Source organism: Yimella sp. RIT 621, from assembly GCF_004146205.1.
GTDB lineage: Bacteria > Actinomycetota > Actinomycetes > Actinomycetales > Dermatophilaceae > Yimella > Yimella lutea.
This window is the reverse complement of record NZ_SEIP01000009.1, coordinates 159,760-177,153: the sequence shown is the minus strand read 5'-3', so window position 1 is coordinate 177,153 and position 17,394 is coordinate 159,760. Positions and strand designations below refer to the sequence as shown.

Annotated in this window: 17 protein-coding genes; 10 read left to right on the top strand and 7 right to left on the bottom strand. The window is 66.8% G+C overall.

Features of this window, described 5'->3' with window-relative positions; translation table 11 throughout:
- A partial coding sequence (locus EU513_RS10540; RefSeq protein ID WP_129625843.1) for an HNH endonuclease occupies positions 1 to 223 on the top strand: 223 nt, incomplete at its 5' end.
- A 154-nt stretch (positions 224 to 377) separates the two neighbouring features.
- Here EU513_RS10540 and EU513_RS10535 read toward each other — a convergent pair.
- A complete protein-coding gene (locus EU513_RS10535; protein WP_129625842.1) occupies positions 378 to 2,249 on the bottom strand; it encodes a Na+/H+ antiporter in 1,872 nt (623 codons plus the stop codon).
- An 87-nt stretch (positions 2,250 to 2,336) separates the two neighbouring features.
- Complete coding sequence (locus EU513_RS10530) at positions 2,337 to 3,977, bottom strand: DUF885 domain-containing protein (RefSeq protein WP_129625841.1); 1,641 nt, start codon at positions 3,975 to 3,977, stop codon at positions 2,337 to 2,339.
- A gap of 103 nt (positions 3,978 to 4,080) precedes the next feature.
- Here EU513_RS10530 and EU513_RS10525 point away from each other — a divergent pair, with 103 nt between their 5' ends.
- Complete coding sequence (locus tag EU513_RS10525) at positions 4,081 to 4,671, top strand: MFS transporter (protein WP_129625840.1); 591 nt, start codon at positions 4,081 to 4,083, stop codon at positions 4,669 to 4,671.
- Positions 4,668 to 5,249 (top strand): MFS transporter, encoded by a 582-nt coding sequence (locus EU513_RS10520; RefSeq protein WP_129625839.1) that lies wholly within the window; start codon positions 4,668 to 4,670, stop codon positions 5,247 to 5,249. Before EU513_RS10525 ends, EU513_RS10520 begins: the two co-directional genes overlap by 4 nt.
- Positions 5,250 to 5,279: 30 nt before the next feature.
- Here the strand turns inward: EU513_RS10520 and EU513_RS10515 are convergent, their stop codons facing one another.
- From EU513_RS10515 to EU513_RS10505, 3 genes are all read right to left on the bottom strand, one after another.
- Positions 5,280 to 6,191, bottom strand: coding sequence for a sulfite exporter TauE/SafE family protein (locus EU513_RS10515; protein ID WP_129625838.1), 912 nt, complete (start codon positions 6,189 to 6,191; stop codon positions 5,280 to 5,282).
- 179 nt (positions 6,192 to 6,370) lie between these two features.
- Positions 6,371 to 6,589, bottom strand: a complete 219-nt coding sequence (locus tag EU513_RS10510) for an acyl-CoA carboxylase epsilon subunit (protein ID WP_129625837.1) — start codon at positions 6,587 to 6,589, stop codon at positions 6,371 to 6,373.
- Positions 6,586 to 8,241 (bottom strand): acyl-CoA carboxylase subunit beta, encoded by a 1,656-nt coding sequence (locus EU513_RS10505; protein WP_129625836.1) that lies wholly within the window; start codon positions 8,239 to 8,241, stop codon positions 6,586 to 6,588. Before EU513_RS10505 ends, EU513_RS10510 begins: the two co-directional genes overlap by 4 nt.
- A 25-nt stretch (positions 8,242 to 8,266) precedes the next feature.
- Here EU513_RS10505 and EU513_RS16415 point away from each other — a divergent pair, with 25 nt between their 5' ends.
- The 4 genes from EU513_RS16415 to EU513_RS10480 are packed head-to-tail and all read left to right on the top strand — an operon-like array spanning position 8,267 to position 12,536.
- Complete coding sequence (locus tag EU513_RS16415; RefSeq protein WP_240796016.1) at positions 8,267 to 10,081, top strand: biotin--[acetyl-CoA-carboxylase] ligase; 1,815 nt, start codon at positions 8,267 to 8,269, stop codon at positions 10,079 to 10,081.
- Positions 10,078 to 10,854 carry an enoyl-CoA hydratase/isomerase family protein gene (locus EU513_RS10490; RefSeq protein WP_129625835.1) on the top strand — a complete coding sequence of 259 codons (777 nt, stop codon included), beginning with the start codon at positions 10,078 to 10,080 and terminating at the stop codon, positions 10,852 to 10,854. The genes EU513_RS16415 and EU513_RS10490 overlap by 4 nt, the downstream gene beginning before the upstream one ends.
- A 17-nt stretch (positions 10,855 to 10,871) precedes the next feature.
- Positions 10,872 to 11,546: a response regulator transcription factor gene (locus EU513_RS10485; RefSeq protein ID WP_129625834.1), complete on the top strand. Its 675-nt coding sequence runs from the start codon at positions 10,872 to 10,874 to the stop codon at positions 11,544 to 11,546.
- A 6-nt stretch (positions 11,547 to 11,552) separates the two neighbouring features.
- Positions 11,553 to 12,536 carry a sensor histidine kinase KdpD gene (locus tag EU513_RS10480; RefSeq protein ID WP_240796015.1) on the top strand — a complete coding sequence of 328 codons (984 nt, stop codon included), beginning with the start codon at positions 11,553 to 11,555 and terminating at the stop codon, positions 12,534 to 12,536.
- 16 nt (positions 12,537 to 12,552) lie between these two features.
- Here EU513_RS10480 and EU513_RS10475 read toward each other — a convergent pair whose 3' ends face one another.
- On the bottom strand, positions 12,553 to 13,068 hold the full coding sequence (locus EU513_RS10475; RefSeq protein WP_129625833.1) for a GtrA family protein: 516 nt from the start codon (positions 13,066 to 13,068) through the stop codon (positions 12,553 to 12,555).
- Positions 13,069 to 13,092: 24 nt separating this feature from the next.
- On the opposite strand from EU513_RS10475, the gene EU513_RS10470 reads away from it, so the two are divergent.
- Both EU513_RS10470 and purE read left to right on the top strand, forming a co-directional pair.
- Positions 13,093 to 14,295 carry a 5-(carboxyamino)imidazole ribonucleotide synthase gene (locus EU513_RS10470; RefSeq protein ID WP_240796014.1) on the top strand — a complete coding sequence of 401 codons (1,203 nt, stop codon included), beginning with the start codon at positions 13,093 to 13,095 and terminating at the stop codon, positions 14,293 to 14,295.
- On the top strand, positions 14,292 to 14,825 hold the full coding sequence (gene purE / locus EU513_RS10465) for a 5-(carboxyamino)imidazole ribonucleotide mutase (RefSeq protein ID WP_129625832.1): 534 nt from the start codon (positions 14,292 to 14,294) through the stop codon (positions 14,823 to 14,825). Before EU513_RS10470 ends, purE begins: the two co-directional genes overlap by 4 nt.
- Positions 14,826 to 15,010: 185 nt before the next feature.
- Here the strand turns inward: purE and EU513_RS10460 are convergent, their stop codons facing one another.
- A complete protein-coding gene (locus EU513_RS10460) occupies positions 15,011 to 16,222 on the bottom strand; it encodes a nucleotide sugar dehydrogenase (RefSeq protein WP_129625831.1) in 1,212 nt (403 codons plus the stop codon).
- A gap of 129 nt (positions 16,223 to 16,351) precedes the next feature.
- On the opposite strand from EU513_RS10460, the gene EU513_RS10455 reads away from it, so the two are divergent.
- Entirely contained in the window at positions 16,352 to 17,362 is a 1,011-nt protein-coding gene (locus EU513_RS10455; protein WP_129625830.1) for an LLM class F420-dependent oxidoreductase, read from the top strand.
- The last annotated feature ends 32 nt before the right edge of the window (positions 17,363 to 17,394 follow it).

Sequence of the window (17,394 nt, the reverse complement as noted above, 5' to 3'; positions counted from 1 at the left end):
AGTGTTCACCGACACCGACCACGTCACCGCCTACCAACGCGGCGGACCCACCACCGACACCAACCTGCAATGCCTGTGCCGACACCACCACAAAATGAAACAAAGCGGCTGGCAGGTGGTCATGAACACCGCCGGCGTGTGCACCTGGACCTCACCCACCGGCCGCACCTACACCACCGAACCCGGACTCCTACAGACCTACCGGGACACCGAAGGCCTCTGACGGACCGACGTCGTGTCCACCATCGACCTGCGGTCAGCGATAGCCCGCGGCCTCACGTGTCAGTCACGTCGAGCAACATAGAACGGCGCCCGGTGCGCCCACCAGGTGGCCGGGTCCACGTGGATGTTCGAGGTGTCCCGCCGGTGGAGCACAGTCAGCCGAGGAGGTGATGCGTGTAGCACCACCGCCACGCCTCGCCCGGCTCGAAGGACCTCATCACCGGGTGGCCGGTGCGTTCGAAGTGCGCGCTCGCGTGCTTGCCGACGGAGGAGTCGCAGCAGCCCACGTTCCCGCAGGTCAGGCACAGCCGCAACGAGACCGGGTGGAGCCCGTCCCGCATGCACTCGGGGCAACTGTCGTGGGAGAGCGGTTCGACGGTGTCCGGCGCCTCGCGCAGTTCCTCGCACCCGAACTGTCGCTCCTGCGGCGTCAACAGCGTGTCGTCGCCGACCCGCTCGTCGCGGTCGTTGTTCTGGGCGATCATCGACTCCTCGACGTCGATGCCGGCCATGATCTCGACCAGCACCTCGTGGTCGATGACGCCCTTGTCGCGCAGCTTCAGCAGCTTCTCCCGTTCGGCATCGAGCATCGATTCACGCAGCCGGCGATAGGTCGTCGAGGGGTTCTCGACGTCGGGATCGTTGCGGCCCAGTCGTTCCCATGCTGGGTTGACCCGTCGCTTCGCCTGGTCCCGGAGTGCTTCGACGGTCGGCTCGGGGACATTGGGAGACTTCGCGATCTCCTCGTTCAGTCGTCGCTCCCCGGCGTTGACTGCCATCTGCAACATCTGCGCGTACTGCAGCGCCGTCTCGCGCGGGTCGGGTCCGTGCAGGTCAAGCTTGCGGGCGACCGCGCCGAGGGTGAAGCCCTGCAGGATGAGGGTGCCGAGCGTCACGACCAGCGCGGTGAAGACGAGCACGCCGCGTTCGGGTGCGTCCTCTGGCAGCAGTGACGCGGCTGCCAGTGTGACCACTCCGCGCATGCCGGCCCAGGACGCAACCGCACTCTCGCGCACGGAGAGACCGCCGTCTGTACCTCTGACACGACGCACCCAGGCCCATGCCAGCAGCCACACCGGTCGCACCACCACGACCGTCGCCAGCACCGCCGTCGCAACGAGCACGCTGCGTCCCAGACCGAGCGGCGAGGCCTGCATCTCCTGCAGGATCGTGCGCGCCTGCAGGCCGATCAGCAGGAAGACGAGGTTCTCCAGGATGAACTGGATCGTGCCCCAGTTCATCCGCTGCGCCACGCGGGCGGACGGTGTCTGATCGACCGGGGAGGTGTGCGCCAACATCACGCCGCACACCACCACGGCGACGACACCGGAGGAGTGGACGAGTTCGGCCGGGATGTAGGCGATCCACGGCGTCATGAACGAGACCGCGACGTTGGTGGTCGTGTCGCGCAGGTGGCGGCGCACCAGTTGGATCAGCCGATAGGCGAGGAGTCCGATGAGGATGCCGCCCAGCGAGGAACGCAGGAACGAGACGAGGACGTCGACTCCCGTCACTTCATGGGTGGACGCCTCGATGGACAGGCTGACGATGACGAGCGCGGTGGCGTCGTTGAAGAGTGACTCGCCCTCGAGGATGGAGACGATGCGGCGGGGGAGTCCGATACGTCGGGCGATCGCTGTGGCCGCGACCGCGTCCGGCGGTGCGACCACACCGCCGAGCGCGAGCGCGAGGGCGAACGGCAGTGCGGCGAGGAGACCCCAGGCGACCGCAGCAACGGCGAACGCCGTTGCCAGCACGAGGAATACGGACAGCCCGATGATCGAGCCACGCTCGCGTCCGAGGTCGATGAGGGACGTGTTGATCGCCGCGGCATAGAGCAACGGCGGGAGGAATCCGAGCAGGACGACGTGCGGTTCGACATGTACGTCGGGCATCCACGGCACGAACGAGGCAACCGCGCCGATCGCGGTGAGGATCAGCGGAGCCGACAGGCCGAACCGTCGACAGACCGCCGTGACCGCGACGACCACGGCGAGCAGGGCAAGAGTGATCTGGGCGAATTCCACCGCGTCAGTATGATCCCGCGAACGCTCATCCTGTAGCGCGCGCTGCTGTCGCTCCCGTCATACCGAACGCGGTGTGCATGAAGGAGATCAGGCGAGAACGGCCTCACGCAAGGTGTCGAGGCCCACGCTGCCGATGTCGAGGGCGCGGCGGTGGAAGGTCTTGAGGTCGAAGTCGTCACCTTCGCGGCGGGCGACCTCGGCGCGCAATTCCATCCACAGGCGCTCGCCGATCTTGTACGACGGGGCCTGCCCCGGCCAGCCCAGGTATCGGTCGAGTTCGAAGCGCAGGAAGCCCTCGTTCATGTCGCAGTGCGCGTTGAGGAAGGTCCACGCCTTGTCGTAGGTCCATTCGCCGCCGCCCACTTCCTCGGGTGCCTCGAAACCGCAGTGGAACCCGATGTCGAGCACGACGCGGGCCGCACGCAGTGACTGACCGTCGAGCATGCCCATGCGGTTGCCCGGGTCGTCCATGTAGCCGAGTTCGTCCATCAGCCGCTCGGCGTAGAGCGCCCAACCTTCACCGTGGCCGGAGGTCCACGCATCCATGCGGCGCCACTTGTTGAGCAGTTCGCTGCGGAACATCGTCTGCGCGACCTGGAGGTGATGCCCCGGGACCCCCTCGTGATAGACGGTGGTGAGCTCGCGCCAGGTGCCGAACTCGGTCACGCCTTTCGGCACAGACCACCACATGCGCCCCGGACGGCTGAAGTCGTCGGACGGGCCTGTGTAGTAGATGCCGCCGGACTGGGTCGGGGCGATCATGCACTCGATGATGTGGACGGGTTCGGGCACGTCGAAGTGCACTCCGGCGAGTTCGGTGATCGCCTCGTCAGCCTTCTCCTGCATCCATTTCTGCAGCGCGTCCGTGCCGTGCAACTGGTACTTCGGGTCGGCGTCGAGAGCAGCTGTGGCCTCCTTGACGGTGGCTCCGGGCTGGATGCGCTCGGCAACCGCGGCCATCTCGGCGGTGATCCGCGCGAGTTCCTCCTGCCCCCAGGCGTACGTCTCTTCCAGGTCGACGGCGGCACCGAGGAACTGGCGGCTGTACAGCGGGTACTTGTCGCGTCCGCAGCCGTCGGCCTCCGGCGCCTTCGGGAGGATCTCCTCACGCAGGCGACGTCCTGCGTCTGCGTAAGCCGTTGCGGCAGAACGAATCTGGTCGGCGATCTGCGGGTGCTGCTGCGTGAACGTCGTGAAATAGCCGTCGTCCGCGGTGTGGTCCTCGGTCTGCTTGATGCAGGCTTCGACCTGGCGCTTGGCGGCGACATCACCACGGGACGCGGCCTCGGCCAGCGACTCGAACCACTGGTCGAGCGCCCTCGGCAGCGTCTGCATCCGGCGTCCGATGGTCTCGATCTGCTCGTCGGTGTCGGTCGGCATCAGGTCGAAGATGTCGCGCATCTCCTGCAGCGGCGACGCGATCACGTTGAGGGACGCGAGCGGGATGCCGGCCTCGAACGCCTCGACCTCGAGCTCGAGGCGCTCGCGCATCGCGCTGAGCGTCACCCGGTCGACGTCGTCCACCGGTTGCGCTGCATCCAACTTCGTGAGCGTCTGCCGAGCGAGGTCGGCCTTCGCCCGGTGGCCGGGGGGCGAGAAGTCGTCCATCTCGTGGTCGTGCCCGGGCACGCCGAGGTAGGTGGCGGTCAGTGGGCTGAGGGCGACGGTCGCGTCATGGTGGTCGTCGGCGATCCGGTCGATGGCGGTGTATTCGCGGTTCGAAGTCACGCGCTCGAACCTATCCCGTCACCCGTCGGGTCGACACCGTATTTGTGACGGCGCGGAAGGCAGGTGCCGGGGCAGGCCGCGGACGGGTGCCTAGACTCGGCGGGTGAAACGAGTCGCCGCACCGGCCCTGCTCCTGGCCCTTCTGCTGGCGACCTTCGTGATCCGTGCGCCGGTCACCAGCGTCCCGCCGGCGCTCTCCCTCATCCGTGACGACCTGCACCTGAGCGCCGTCGCTGCCGGATTGGTGACGACGCTCCCGCTCATCTGCTTCGGTGTCTTCGCCTGTCTCACACCGCCGCTCGCGGCACGCGTCGGAGTCGAGCGAACACTCGGGGTCGCGGTCGCCGCCATCGTCGTCGGCATCGCCGTCCGTTTCGTCGTCACCCCGCCCACCTTCTTCACCGGCACGCTCCTGATCGGACTGGGTATCGCCATCGCCAATGTGGTGATTCCTGCGATCGCCCGGCTTCGGTTCCCGGCGCATCTCGCGTACGTGATGGGCCTGTACACCGTGGCCCTCCAGATCAGTGGAGCGAGCGGCGGGTTCCTGACCCGGCCGCTCATCGACGGTCTCGGCTGGGAGTGGCCGTTCGTCATCGGCCTCTGGCTGGTGCCGGCGCTCGCGGTATTGGCCTGGTGGACGCTCGCGGCTCGACGCAACCGCAGTGACGTGGCTGCGTCGAGCCGCCCGTGACCCGTATCCGCGCGGTCGCGGCCCGTCCCGGCACCTGGCTCATCGTCCTGGTGATGGGTCTGCAGTCGCTGGCCTTCTTCACGCTCGTCAACTGGTTGCCGACGATGCTCACCGATCAGGGATGGTCACCGTCGTCCGCGGGAATCGCGTTGGGGTTGTTCAGTCTGCTCGGCTTCCCCGGCTCTCTGTTGGGCACCCGGGTGCTGGGTTCGAATCGGCGGATCACCTGGATCGCTGCGATCACCGCCACGTACGTCGCGGGACTCGTCCTGCTCGTGCTGGGCGCGGTGCCTGCAGCGTTCGGCGTGCTGCTGTGTGGCCTGTGCCAGGGGCTGCCGCTCGCCATTGCCCTCTCCGCGATCGCGCACCAGCACGACCCGTCCGATGTGCCCGCCGTCTCGGCGGTCGGTCAAGGTGCCGGTTACCTGCTCGCGTCCGTCGGCCCGGTGGCCGTCGGCGCGCTCTACGGTGCGTCTGCCGACTTCGTCCTCGCGGTCACGGTGCTGGCCGTGATGATGGGGATCTGGGCACTCGCCACGGTCGCCGTCGGACGCGGCCAGGATGCGGCGACGGCCTGAGCCCGGTCGCGGGCGTCGTCCAAGAACGGATCAGGCGGACGCGGTCGCGGCCGGTCGCTCCTCATGCGCCGGGATGGTCTGCTCCTTGCGGTACGCACGCCAGCTGTAGCTGACCGCTGCGGCCCACAACGCGTACAAGGCTGCGTACACCACGTACCGAGTTGTGTCGGATGCGTCGAGCCAGTCGCTCTTGAGCAGGGTGCGGGCGTTGGTGACCAGGATCAGTCCACCGACCGCCGAGCCGAGGATGCGCGGTGGTACGTGTCGCACCAGCCATGCGGCGATCGGTGCGGCGATGAGTCCGCCGATCAGCAGAGCCGCGACCCAGCCGAAGTTCACGCCCTGCGAACCGAGGGCGACAAGGAATCCGATGCTCGCGGCCACCGAGACGAGGAACTCGCTGGTGTCGATCGAACCGATCACCTTGCGCGGCTCCAGCCGACCGCTCGCCAGCAGGGCCGGCGTGCCGACCGGCCCCCAGCCACCGCCGCCGGTTGCGTCGACGAATCCTGCGAAGAGCCCCAGCGGAGAAAGGAATCGCTTGCGCAGCGGTTGACCGAGCCTGTCGGTGCGCAGCCCGCGCACGGTGAAGCGCGCGAGCACGTACAGCCCCAGCGCGAACAGGATCAGAGCCATGACCGGCTTGGCCGTGTCGGTCGACAGGTTCGCCAGGAAGGTCGCTCCGGCGAACGCGCCCAGCGCACCGGGGAGTCCGACCTTGAACACGACGGGCCAGTCGACGTTCCCGAACCTCCAGTGGGCCGTCCCCGAAGCGAGCGTTGTGCCGATCTCCGCCAGGTGCACTGTGGCTGATGCGGCGGCGGGATTGGTGCCGATCGCCAGGAGCAGCGTCGTGGAGGTGACGCCGTAGGCCATACCCAGGCTTCCGTCGACGAGTTGGGCTCCCAGTCCGACAAGGGCGAGCAGGACGAGCTTGCGCATGCCAGTCTCCATTCATAACGTTGTGTTTGGAATAACAAAACGAAAGCTAATGGTGACGAGCGCGGAGACACCAGGCCTGTCCGGATGATGACATGAGGTGGGATCGGTCATGCAGAACGCCCGGCCATGAAGGCCGGGCGTTCAGTCTGAATTTCGTTGTGCGGCAGGGGCGCCGCTTCTCAGCGTGGCAACCGCTCCACGAACCTCGCGGCCGGAAGACCGCTGGTGCGCCAGCCGACGCGGGCGCGTCCGGCCCACTCCGATCGAGGCATCGAGGAATCGCCTCCACCGCCACCGGCGGCGGACAGCACGGCGACGACCGCTGCCATCTCCTCGGGCGTGACTGCGGACGTCTCGAATCGGATGGTGCCCGGCTGCGCGCTCTGCTCCTGGCTCACAGCGGGATGTTTCCGTGCTTCTTGGGTGGCAGGCTCTCCCGCTTGGTCTTCAGTGCGCGCAGGGCACGGATCACCTGGGTGCGCGTCTCGGACGGCGCAATCACCGCGTCGACGTAACCGCGCTCGGCCGCGATGTACGGATTGGCGAGGGTGTCCTCGTACTCCTGGATCAGTTCCTGGCGGCGCTTGTCGACGGCGGCCGGATCGTTGTCGGTCTCGGCGGCGACGGCGGCGATGTCCTTGCGGTACAGGATGTTTGCCGCACCTTGAGCGCCCATGACCGCGATCTGCGCGGTCGGCCAGGCGAGATTGATGTCGGCGCCGAGGTGCTTGGAACCCATCACGTCGTACGCGCCGCCGTAGGCCTTGCGGGTGATCACGGTGATCAACGGAACGGTCGCCTCGGCGTACGCGTACAGCAGCTTCGCACCGCGCCGGATGATGCCGCCCCATTCTTGGTCGGTGCCGGGTAAAAAGCCGGGCACGTCGACGAAGGTAAGAATCGGGATGTTGAACGCGTCGCAAGTACGCACGAAACGCGCTGCCTTCTCCGATGCGTTGATGTCGAGCGTTCCCGCCAACTGCATCGGCTGGTTCGCCACGACGCCGACGCTCTGCCCGTCGACGCGTCCGAAACCAGTGACGATATTGGGTGCGAACAACTCCTGCACCTGCATGAATTCGCCGTCGTCACAGACGTGTTCGATGACCGTCACCATGTCGTACGGCATGTTCGGCGAATCGGGGATGATGGTGTCGAGTTCGAGGTCGGCATCGTTGATCACGAGTTCGGCCTCATCGACCGCGGCGAACACGTCGCCGGGATCGAGGTTGTTCGGCGGCAGGTAGCTCAGCAGCGACCGCACGTACTCGATCGCGTCGTCCTCGTCGCTGCCCATGTAGTGGGCCACGCCGCTGCGGCTGTTGTGGGTGCGTGCACCGCCGAGTTCCTCGAAGCCGACGTCCTCACCGGTGACGGTCTTGATGACGTCGGGGCCGGTGATGAACATGTGCGAGGTCTGGTCGACCATCACCGTGAAGTCGGTGATCGCGGGGGAGTAGACGGCACCTCCCGCGCACGGGCCCATGATCAGTGAGATCTGAGGGATGACGCCGGACGCGTGGACGTTGCGGCGGAAGATTTCGGCGTACAGACCGAGCGCGACCACGCCCTCCTGAATGCGCGCGCCACCGGAGTCGTTGATGCCGACGACCGGGCAGCCGATCTTCATCGCGAGATCCATGACCTTCACGATCTTCTCGCCGAAGACCTCGCCCAACGATCCGCCGAACACGGTGAAGTCCTGGGAGAAGACGCACACCGTGCGTCCGTCGACGGTGCCGTAGCCGCTGACGACCCCGTCGCCGTACGGGCGCTTCTTCTGCTGACCGAAAGCAGTGGAGCGGTGACGTGCGAGTGCGTCGAGCTCGATGAACGAACCCGGGTCGAGCAACTGCTCGATCCGTTCACGAGCGGTCTTCTTGCCCTTGGCGTGCTGTTTCTCGACCGCCTTGGCGCTGCCGGCGTTCACGGCTTCATCGATGCGCAGGTGCAGGTCGGCGAGCCGTCCCGCGGTCGTGTGAATGTCGATCGCCGGCGACTGCTTACCGGCGTCGTCGGCTCCGGAAGTGTGACCTGCCTTACCCGTCATGGGATCAGACAATAGCCTTGTGCGCATGGCACCCGTCCTGGAGTCCGAGCGGCTTCGCCGAGACGTGCCCTCTCCTCCGTGGAACGACGTGGAGGTGCTCGGGTCGGTCGACTCCACCAATGCCGTCCTCGGCGCCGACCCTCGTCCGTGGCGGGTGGTGGTCGCCGATCACCAGAGCGCCGGCCGCGGCCGGCTCGATCGTCAATGGCACGCTCCGCACGGTTCGAGCATCGCGCTGTCGGCAACTCTTCCGCTGCCGGACGATCCCCGCCGCTGGGGCTGGGTGCCACTCCTGGTCGGGCTCTGCGTCCGCACCGCGCTGAGCCGGCTGACCCACCTGGACGTCGGACTCAAGTGGCCCAACGACATTCTGGTGTGCACCGAGTCCGGCACGTGGCGCAAGCTCGGCGGAATCCTGTGCGAGGCAACGGGTGGCGAACATCCCGGTGTCATCGTCGGCATCGGTCTGAACGTGTGGCAGAACGAGAGCGAACTGCCGTCGGACGCGGCAACCTCGCTGTCGATCAACGGCGTCTATCTGGATCGCGAGCCCATCATCGTCGCCATCCTCGACGAGCTTGCTGAGATCCAGAAAGTTTGGGGCACAAGCAATCTGGACGACGACTACCGGGCGGCGTGCGTCACGGTGGGGCAGCACGTGAAGGTCAGTACCGCCCACGCCGCGGACGCCGAGGGTGTCGCCGTCGACATCGACGAGTCCGGCCGATTGGTGCTCGAACAGTCCGACGGCGCCCGCACACCGCACGCGGTCGGCGACGTGGTGCACGTTCGTCCGGCGATGCCACCCGCCAGTGATCTGCGCCCCGTCGACCGAGCCCGGTTCGTCGACCGGATCGAGGAACAACTGCTGCACAGCCCCCGCACCCTGCGCCGCGCCGACGTCAGTGAACTGGCCGGCGTCGACTCCGACTTCCCCCGGCGCCTGTGGCGTGCACTCGGATTCGCCAACGCACGTGACGAGGACGTGGTGTTCAACGAGCGCGATGTCGAGGCCGTCCGTCGCATGGTCGAGATGGTCGGCCAGGGGCTGATCAACGAGCAGACCGCCATCGGTATCGCCCGCGCCGTCGGTCGCAGCACCGACCGGATGGCGATGTGGACCCTGCAACTGATCAGCGACATGATGCTGGCCGACGAAGGATTCGAGGTCGACACGGAACGCGCCGCCGACGTGGCCGAACGCATGGTCGCAGTCGCTGACCACCTTGTCCCGCTGGTCGAGCACGTCACCCGGCGCAATGTCGCCAACTCGATCGCGCGCATGGTCGCCGACGCCGAACCCGAGTCGCACGTCGGAGTCGTCCGCACCGTCGGATTCGCCGATCTGGTCGACTTCACCAAACGCGTCCGGTCGATGAGCGAACGCGACCTCGCGCTGCTGGTGATCCGCTTCGAGACGCTTGCCTCCGATGTGGTCGCGCAGGCCGGCGGAGCCGTGGTGAAGACCGTCGGTGACGAGGTGCTGTTCACGCACCGGACCATCTCGGGGGGAGTGCAGATCGCTTTCGACCTGCTGGCGGCGGTGGAAGCCGACCCACTGCTGCGCAAGATCCGGATCGGCGTCGCAACCGGCCGGGTGCTTGCTCGGCAGGGCGACATCTACGGCAACACGGTCAACCGGGCCAGCCGGCTCACGGCGCTCGCCGCGTCCGGCGAGGTGCTGGTCGACGAGGACGTCGCCGACGCGATGCGCAAGATCGACGGTGTCGACGTGTTCGCCGCCGGCCCCACCCAACTCGCCGGCGTCGGCGAGGTGAACGTGTCAGCCGTGAGCCGCACCGGCAGCCATACCCACATCCACGAGGAGTTGAATCGATGATCACCGTCCGACGCCACGCCGACGGTCACATCGCCGAGCTGGTGCTCGACCGACCCGAGGCGATGAACGCCGTCTCCACGCAGATGGCTCGCGCGTTGGCGGACGCCACCGGCGAACTCGCTGCGGACCCGAGCGTCCGGGCCGTCGTCGTGAGCAGCTCCCACCCGAAGGCCTTCTGCGTCGGCGCTGACCTGAAAGAGCGCAACGGGTTCAGCGACGCCGACCTCATCGCTCAGCGTCCGATCGCCCGTGCGGCCTACACCGGAGTGCTCGACCTGCCGGTGCCGATGATCGCGGCGGTCGACGGATTCGCGCTCGGCGGTGGCGCCGAGATCGCGCTCGCCTGCGACGTGGTCATCGCCGGAGAATCCGCCACCCTGGGTCTGCCGGAGGTCTCGGTCGGAGTCATCCCCGGTGGCGGCGGCACCCAACTGCTCGTGCGTCGGGTCGGCTGGGGCAAGGCGGCCAAGGTCATCTTCAGCGCCCGTAAGTTCACCGCGCAGGAGGCGCACGAGTTGGGCTTCGTCGAAGAACTCGCACCCGCCGGCGGAGCGCGGGACCGAGCCCTCGAGCTCGCCGAGACGATCGCGCAGAACTCGCCCGTGGGCCTTCGTAACGCCAAGAAGGCGATGCGACTCGGCTCGGGCACCGACCTGCACGCCGGTCTGGAGATCGAGGACGCTTGCTGGCACGCCACCGCGTTCTCACCCGACCGCGCCGAGGGTGTCCGGGCCTTCGCCGAGAAGCGTGCTCCGCGGTGGCCGGGGCCGTGACGGCTACGATTCGCGCCATGACCCGAGTCCTGCTGGCCGAAGACGATGCTGCGATCTCCGAGCCGCTCGCGCGCGCACTGCGCCGAGAGGGATATGAGGTCGACATCCGCCAGGACGGCAAGGACGCGCTCGAGGGCGGCCGCGACAGCCCCGACCTGCTGATCCTCGACCTCGGCCTGCCGAGGATGGACGGCTTGGAGGTCTGCCGCACGCTGCGTGCCGAGGGCTACCCCGTGCCGGTGCTGATCCTCACCGCACGTGCCGACGAGGTCGACACCGTCGTCGGACTCGACGCGGGGGCCGACGACTACGTCACCAAGCCGTTCCGGCTCGCCGAGCTGCTGGCTCGCGCCCGAGCATTGCTGCGTCGTTCGCCGCAGGACATGATCTGCGCCCCGCTGGTACGGATGGACGCCGAAGCCCGGCGCGCATTCTGCGGATCCGACGAACTCCAGCTCACCGCAAAGGAATTCGACCTGCTCCGCGTGCTCGTCCGAGAGCAGGGAAAGGTCGTCTCACGCGAACAGCTGATGCGCGAGGTCTGGGAGACCGCCTGGCTCGGCTCGACGAAGACCCTCGACATGCACGTGTCCGTCCTTCGTCGCAAGCTCGGGGACGATGCGTCCGACCCGCGGTTCATCACCACCATCCGGGGTGTGGGCTTCCGATTCGAGGCACCGGACGAGAGCTGACCGGCGGTGCAGCACAAACTCGTCCGCCAGGCCACGGCCTCCGTCGTCGTCGCCCTGCTGATCGTCGTCCTGCCGTCGATGATCTTCGCGGTCGGCTGGTGGCGGCGCCTGGGGATCGTCGTCCTGTGCATCCTCGCCGGGGTCGTCGGCTATGTGTTCGCACGACGCACCGCCCGTTCGGTCTCCGAACCGGTGCAACAACTCGCCGCACAAGCCGAACTGTTCGGTGACGGGTCTGCCGTCTTCACGCCGCTGCGCACGGACATTGACGAGGTCAACCGCATCTCGCATGTCTTCGAACGACGCACCAGTGAGCTCACCCGATCGCTCGCGGCGGAGCGAGAGTTCGCCTCCGACGCCAGCCACCAGTTGCGTACCCCGTTGACCGCACTGCTGATGCGGTTGGAGGAGATCTCGATAGCGGACGACCTGCCCGCCGCTCACGAGGAGGCGAAGGTCGGCATCTCCCAGGTCGAGCGGCTCAACGGCGTGGTCGACCAACTGTTGCAGAGGGCCCGCAGCACGCCGACGGCGTCCATGCCGGCGACATCGCTCGACTCGGTGATCGCGGCCTTGCAGCGAGAGTTCCAACCGGCCTTCGCCGACGCCCGTCGCTCGGTGCTGGTCAGCGGGGAGCGCGGTTTGTGGGTGATGGTGACGCGCAGTGCGCTGTCGCAGATCTTGTCGACGCTGTTCGAGAACGCCTTGCAGCACGGGTCGGGCACCGTCGAGGTCAGAGCACGCCGCAGCGGCCCGTCCGTGGTGGTCGAGGTGAGCGACCGCGGGGCGGGAGTCGACCCGGCAATCGCACCGAAAGTGTTCGACCGTCAGGTGTCGACCGGCGGCACCGGACTCGGACTGGGACTGGCCCGGGACCTCGCTGACGCGGCCGGCGGACGACTTGAGCTACGCAGTGCCCGACCGGCGATCTTCGCGTTGTTCTTGTCGGCAGGCGAGGCGCCGCAACGGACGATCGGGCTCGGCGACTGAGATCTGTCGTCGGGCGTCAGTCGACGCGAGCGGGTGTGTGCTGGTCGACCAACGCCAGGTCGTTCTCCTCGTCCTCCAACTCGGCGGAGAAGATGAAGCGCCGATAGGTCCAGAACCGGAACAGGGTGCCGAGACCGATGCCGATGAACGCATTGACGTTCAGCCAGACCGGGCCGTCGAGACCGAGCGTGTAGTGCGTGAACGCAACCCACAGCGCAGAGACGCCCAGGGCGATCCCGTTCACCAGGAAGAACAGCGCGACCTCGTGGTGCACCGGACGGTTGCGCCGGTGACGGAAGGTCCAGAAACGGTTACCGATCCAGGCGACACCGGTCGCGACCGCGCCGCTGATGATCTTGGCGGTCGTGATCTTCGAATCCATTGCGCCGTTCACCAACAGATTGAACAGACCCATGTCGACCACGAAACTGACGGCTCCGACGATCCCGAACTTCGCGACCTCGTGCCAGAGACGCTGGACGAGAGTCGGCTGGGGGGTCTGCTGCACAAGGAGAGGGTAGTCGGTGATCATCGGTTCCTCGTTATCGTGTGCGCTGTGAATTCACAGGGAAGCTCAGGCGGAACTCCACAACGCGCTCCGGGAGGTTTCCCGGTCGTCGGAATCATCGGTGGCGGGCAGTTGGCTCGGATGTGTGCCCCGTACGCGGTGAACCTGGGGGTCACCCTCACGGTGCTGTCCGAGTCCTGCGACGACTCGGCGGCGCTCGTCGTTCCGTCCTCGCCGGTCGGCGCACACACCGACCTGGACGCCGTCCGTGCCTTCGCGGCCCAGTGCGACGTGGTGACCTTCGACCACGAGCACGTGCCGCAGCACATCCTGCGGGCGCTCGTGGACGACGGGGTGCGGGTGCACCCCGGCCCGGACGCTCTGGCGAACGCGCAGGACAAACTCGTCATGCGGGCGCGGCTCACCCAACTCGGCATCCCCTGTCCGCCGTGGGCAGCGGTCGACTCGATCGACCAGGTGGAGCAGTTCGCGACCGAGCACGGCTGGCCGGTCGTGTTGAAGACGCCGCGCGGCGGGTACGACGGCAAGGGAGTGTTACTGGCCAAAAGCGTTGCGGAAGCGTCCGATTGGGTGGACCGTCTCTCGGGTGGCGAGCAGCTGCTGATCGAGCAGGCGGTGCCGTTCAGGCGCGAACTCGCGGTGCTCGTTGCGCGTAGCCCGAGCGGGCAGGCCGCCGTGTGGCCGGTCGTGCACACCGTGCAGACCGACGGCATCTGCACCGAGGTGATCGCCCCTGCTGCCGATCTCGACGAAGAACTCGCCGGACGCCTGACGCGCGACGCTCTGACCATCGCCGCAGAACTCGGTGTCACCGGCGTGATGGCGGTCGAGGTGTTCCAGATCGACGATGCCGACGGCAACTCGGCCTACGTGGTGAACGAGCTGGCGATGCGTCCGCACAACAGCGGCCACTGGACGATGGACGGCTCGGTGACCAGCCAGTTCGAACAGCACCTACGTGCGGTGCTCGACCTGCCGCTGGGTGACACGAGGGCCCGGAGCCGGTGGACGGTGATGGGCAACGTCCTCGGCGGTGACTATCCCGAGTTGTATCCGACCTACCGCCACTTGATGGCGCGCGACCCTGGTCTGAAGATTCACATGTACGGCAAGGATGTCCGCCCGGGCCGCAAGATCGGTCACGTGAACGTCTACGGCGATGACCTGCTTGCGCTGCGCGAGCGAGCACAGCATGCGACCGATTACCTGCAGGGAGTGATCACCGAATGAGTTCACAAGACGATCAGAACCCCGTCGTCGGCATCGTCATGGGCAGCGACTCCGACTGGCCGGTCATGCAGGCTGCGGCCGAAGCGCTCGAGGAGTTCGACATCGCCTATGAGGTGGACGTCGTGTCGGCGCACCGGATGCCGACCGAGATGATCGAGTACGGACGCGGCGCTGCCGATCGCGGGCTGCGGGTGATCATCGCAGGCGCCGGGGGAGCAGCGCACCTTCCGGGGATGCTCGCCTCCGTCACCCCGTTGCCGGTCATCGGTGTGCCGGTGCCGCTGAAGTACCTCGACGGGATGGACTCGTTGCTGTCGATCGTGCAGATGCCGGCTGGTGTGCCGGTGGCAACGGTTTCGGTCGCGGGCGCTCGCAACGCCGGACTGCTCGCTGCCCGCATCCTCGCGTCCGGTTCGGACGAAGAAGCACAGCGCCTGCGCCGCGAGATGCTGCGCTTCCAGGAAGACCTCAATGCTCAGGCGACGGCCAAGGGCGAACGGCTTCGCGCCGAACTGGCCGGTCGGGACTGACCGATCGCCGCCGGCACCTTGCCGGTCACGGTCGAGCGCACGACGGTCGTTCCCCTGAGTGTGACGCCGTTGTCACCGGGCTGGGAGAATTTCCTCGAAGAACCGGCGCGGACGGAATGGGCACAACTGCCCATCGGCTCAAGGGCGGGTTAGAACTGCGGAAATCGTTGCGGCAGAGCGACTTTCTAGGAGTCGATGCCGAAGATGTCGCGGGTGTAGACCTTGTCGGCGACGTCTTCGAGTTCGGGCACGCGGCGGTTGGCGACGATCAGGTCGACCGAGCTCTTGAACTTTTCCAGGTCGCGTTCCACCGGAGAACCGAAGAAGGTCTCCTCGGCGAGCTCGGGTTCATACACTATGACCGGAATCCCCTTGGCCTTCAACCGTTTCATGATGCCCTGCACGCTGCTGGAGCGGAAGTTGTCCGAGCCGGCCTTCATGATCAGTCGGTGGATGCCGACGGACTTCGGCTCGCGGCCGATGATGTCGAATGCGACGAAGTCCTTGCGGGTGCGGTTCGCCTCGACGATCGCGCTGATCAACGTCTGCGGCACGTCGTGGTAGTTCGCGAGCAGTTGCTTGGTGTCCTTCGGCAGGCAGTACCCGCCGTACCCGAACGAGGGGTTGTTGTAGTGCCGTCCGATGCGTGGGTCGAGCCCGACGCCTTCGATGATCTGTCGGGTGTCGAGCCCGTGGGTGAGTGCGTAGGAGTCGAGTTCGTTGAAGAACGCGACCCGCATCGCCAGGAAGGTGTTCGCGAAGAGCTTGATCGCCTCGGCCTCGGTGGGGTCGGTGAGCAGCACCTCGACGTCGGGTTCGAGGCTGGCTTCGACCAACAGGTCGGCGAACCGCCGTCCGCGCTCGCTGTTCTCACCGACCACGATGCGTGAGGGGTGCAGGTTGTCGAACAACGCCCGACCTTCGCGAAGGAATTCCGGCGAGAACAGCAGGTTCTCGGTGTCCAACCGCTTGCGGGCGTCCATGACGTAGCCGACCGGGATGGTCGACTTCACGACCATGACCGCCTCGGAGTTGAGTCGGGTGACATCGGCGATGACGCCGTCGACGGTGGTGGTGTCGAAGTAGTTGGTCTTCGGGTCGTAGTCGGTCGGGGTCGCAATGACGACGAACTCCGCACCGTCATAAGCGGTGTCCTTGTCCGTGGTGAACGTCAGGTCGAGGTCACCCTCGCGCAGCATGTCCTCGAGCTCTTCGTCGACGATCGGGGAGCGTCCCTGGCCCAGCCCCTCGATGCGTCCCTCGTCGATGTCGTAGCTGACGACCGGGTGGCGCTGCGAGAGCAGGACCGCGATCGACAGACCGACGTACCCGGTGCCGACCACGGTGACGCGGGTCGACGAAACGTTCACAGCGGCAGGACGCGGTGTGTCAGACATGGCGCACACGCTACCGACCGTGTCGATGAGTCGCCCCGGATCGACGCACGACGAGACATGAACAACCGGTGACACCGGTTCTAGAGTGAACCGGCAGCGGTACACACACGTCCACGGAGGTTTCGCACGATGCGTTTCGGCATGTTCATCCCACAGGGCTGGCGGCTCGACCTGGTCGGCATCGACCCGGCCGACCAATGGAAGACGATGTCGGATCTTGCTCGGCGTCTCGACCGGAACGATGCCTGGGAGTCGCTGTGGGTGTACGACCACTTCCACACCACCCCGGACCCGCTGCCGCAGGCCACCCATGAGGCCTGGACGCTGATGTCCGCCTTCGCCGCGATCACCGACCGGGTGCGCCTGGGTCAGATGTGCACCTGTATGAGTTATCGCGAGCCGACCTATCTGGCGAAGGTCGCCGCAACCGTCGATGTGATCTCCGGCGGACGAGTGGAGATGGGTATCGGTGGCGGCTGGTACGAGCACGAATGGCGTGCGTACGGCTACGGATTCCCCTCTGCAGGAGACCGATTGGGTCGGTTGCGCGAGGGTGTCGAGATCTTCCGGCAGATGTGGACGACGGGCTCGGCGACGCTCGACGGCAAGCACTACCAGGTCGACGGCGCCCTCTGCCACCCGCAACCGTTGCAGACCACCAGCGCGGAGAATCGCATCCCGATGTGGATCGCCGGCGGTGGCGAGAAGGTCACGCTGAAGATTGCCGCCAAGTACGCCGATTACACCAACTTCGACGGCAGCCTCGATGGCTTCAAGCACAAGTCGTCCGTGCTCGAAGGGCACTGCAAGGACATCGGCCGTGACTTCTCGACGATCACGCGATCGGCCAACTACAACGTGATGATCGGCGAGAACGACGCCCAGGTGCAGGATCGCCTGGCCTTCTTCGAGGACCTCATGGTCAAGGGCGGTCTGCCGAAGGAGCGCGCCGCCGACATGCGCGCGAACATGGCGACCCAGCCCGCCGTCGGCACACCGGAGCAGATCGTGGCCATGTTCGAGCAACTGCAGGACGCGGGCATGACCTACGCCGTCACCTACTTCGCCGAGGCCGCCTACGACACCAGCGGCATCGAACTGTTCGAACGCGAGGTCATCCCCGCCCTCGCCGCGAAGTAGGTCGACCGGCATCTGCCGAACGGCCCGGACGT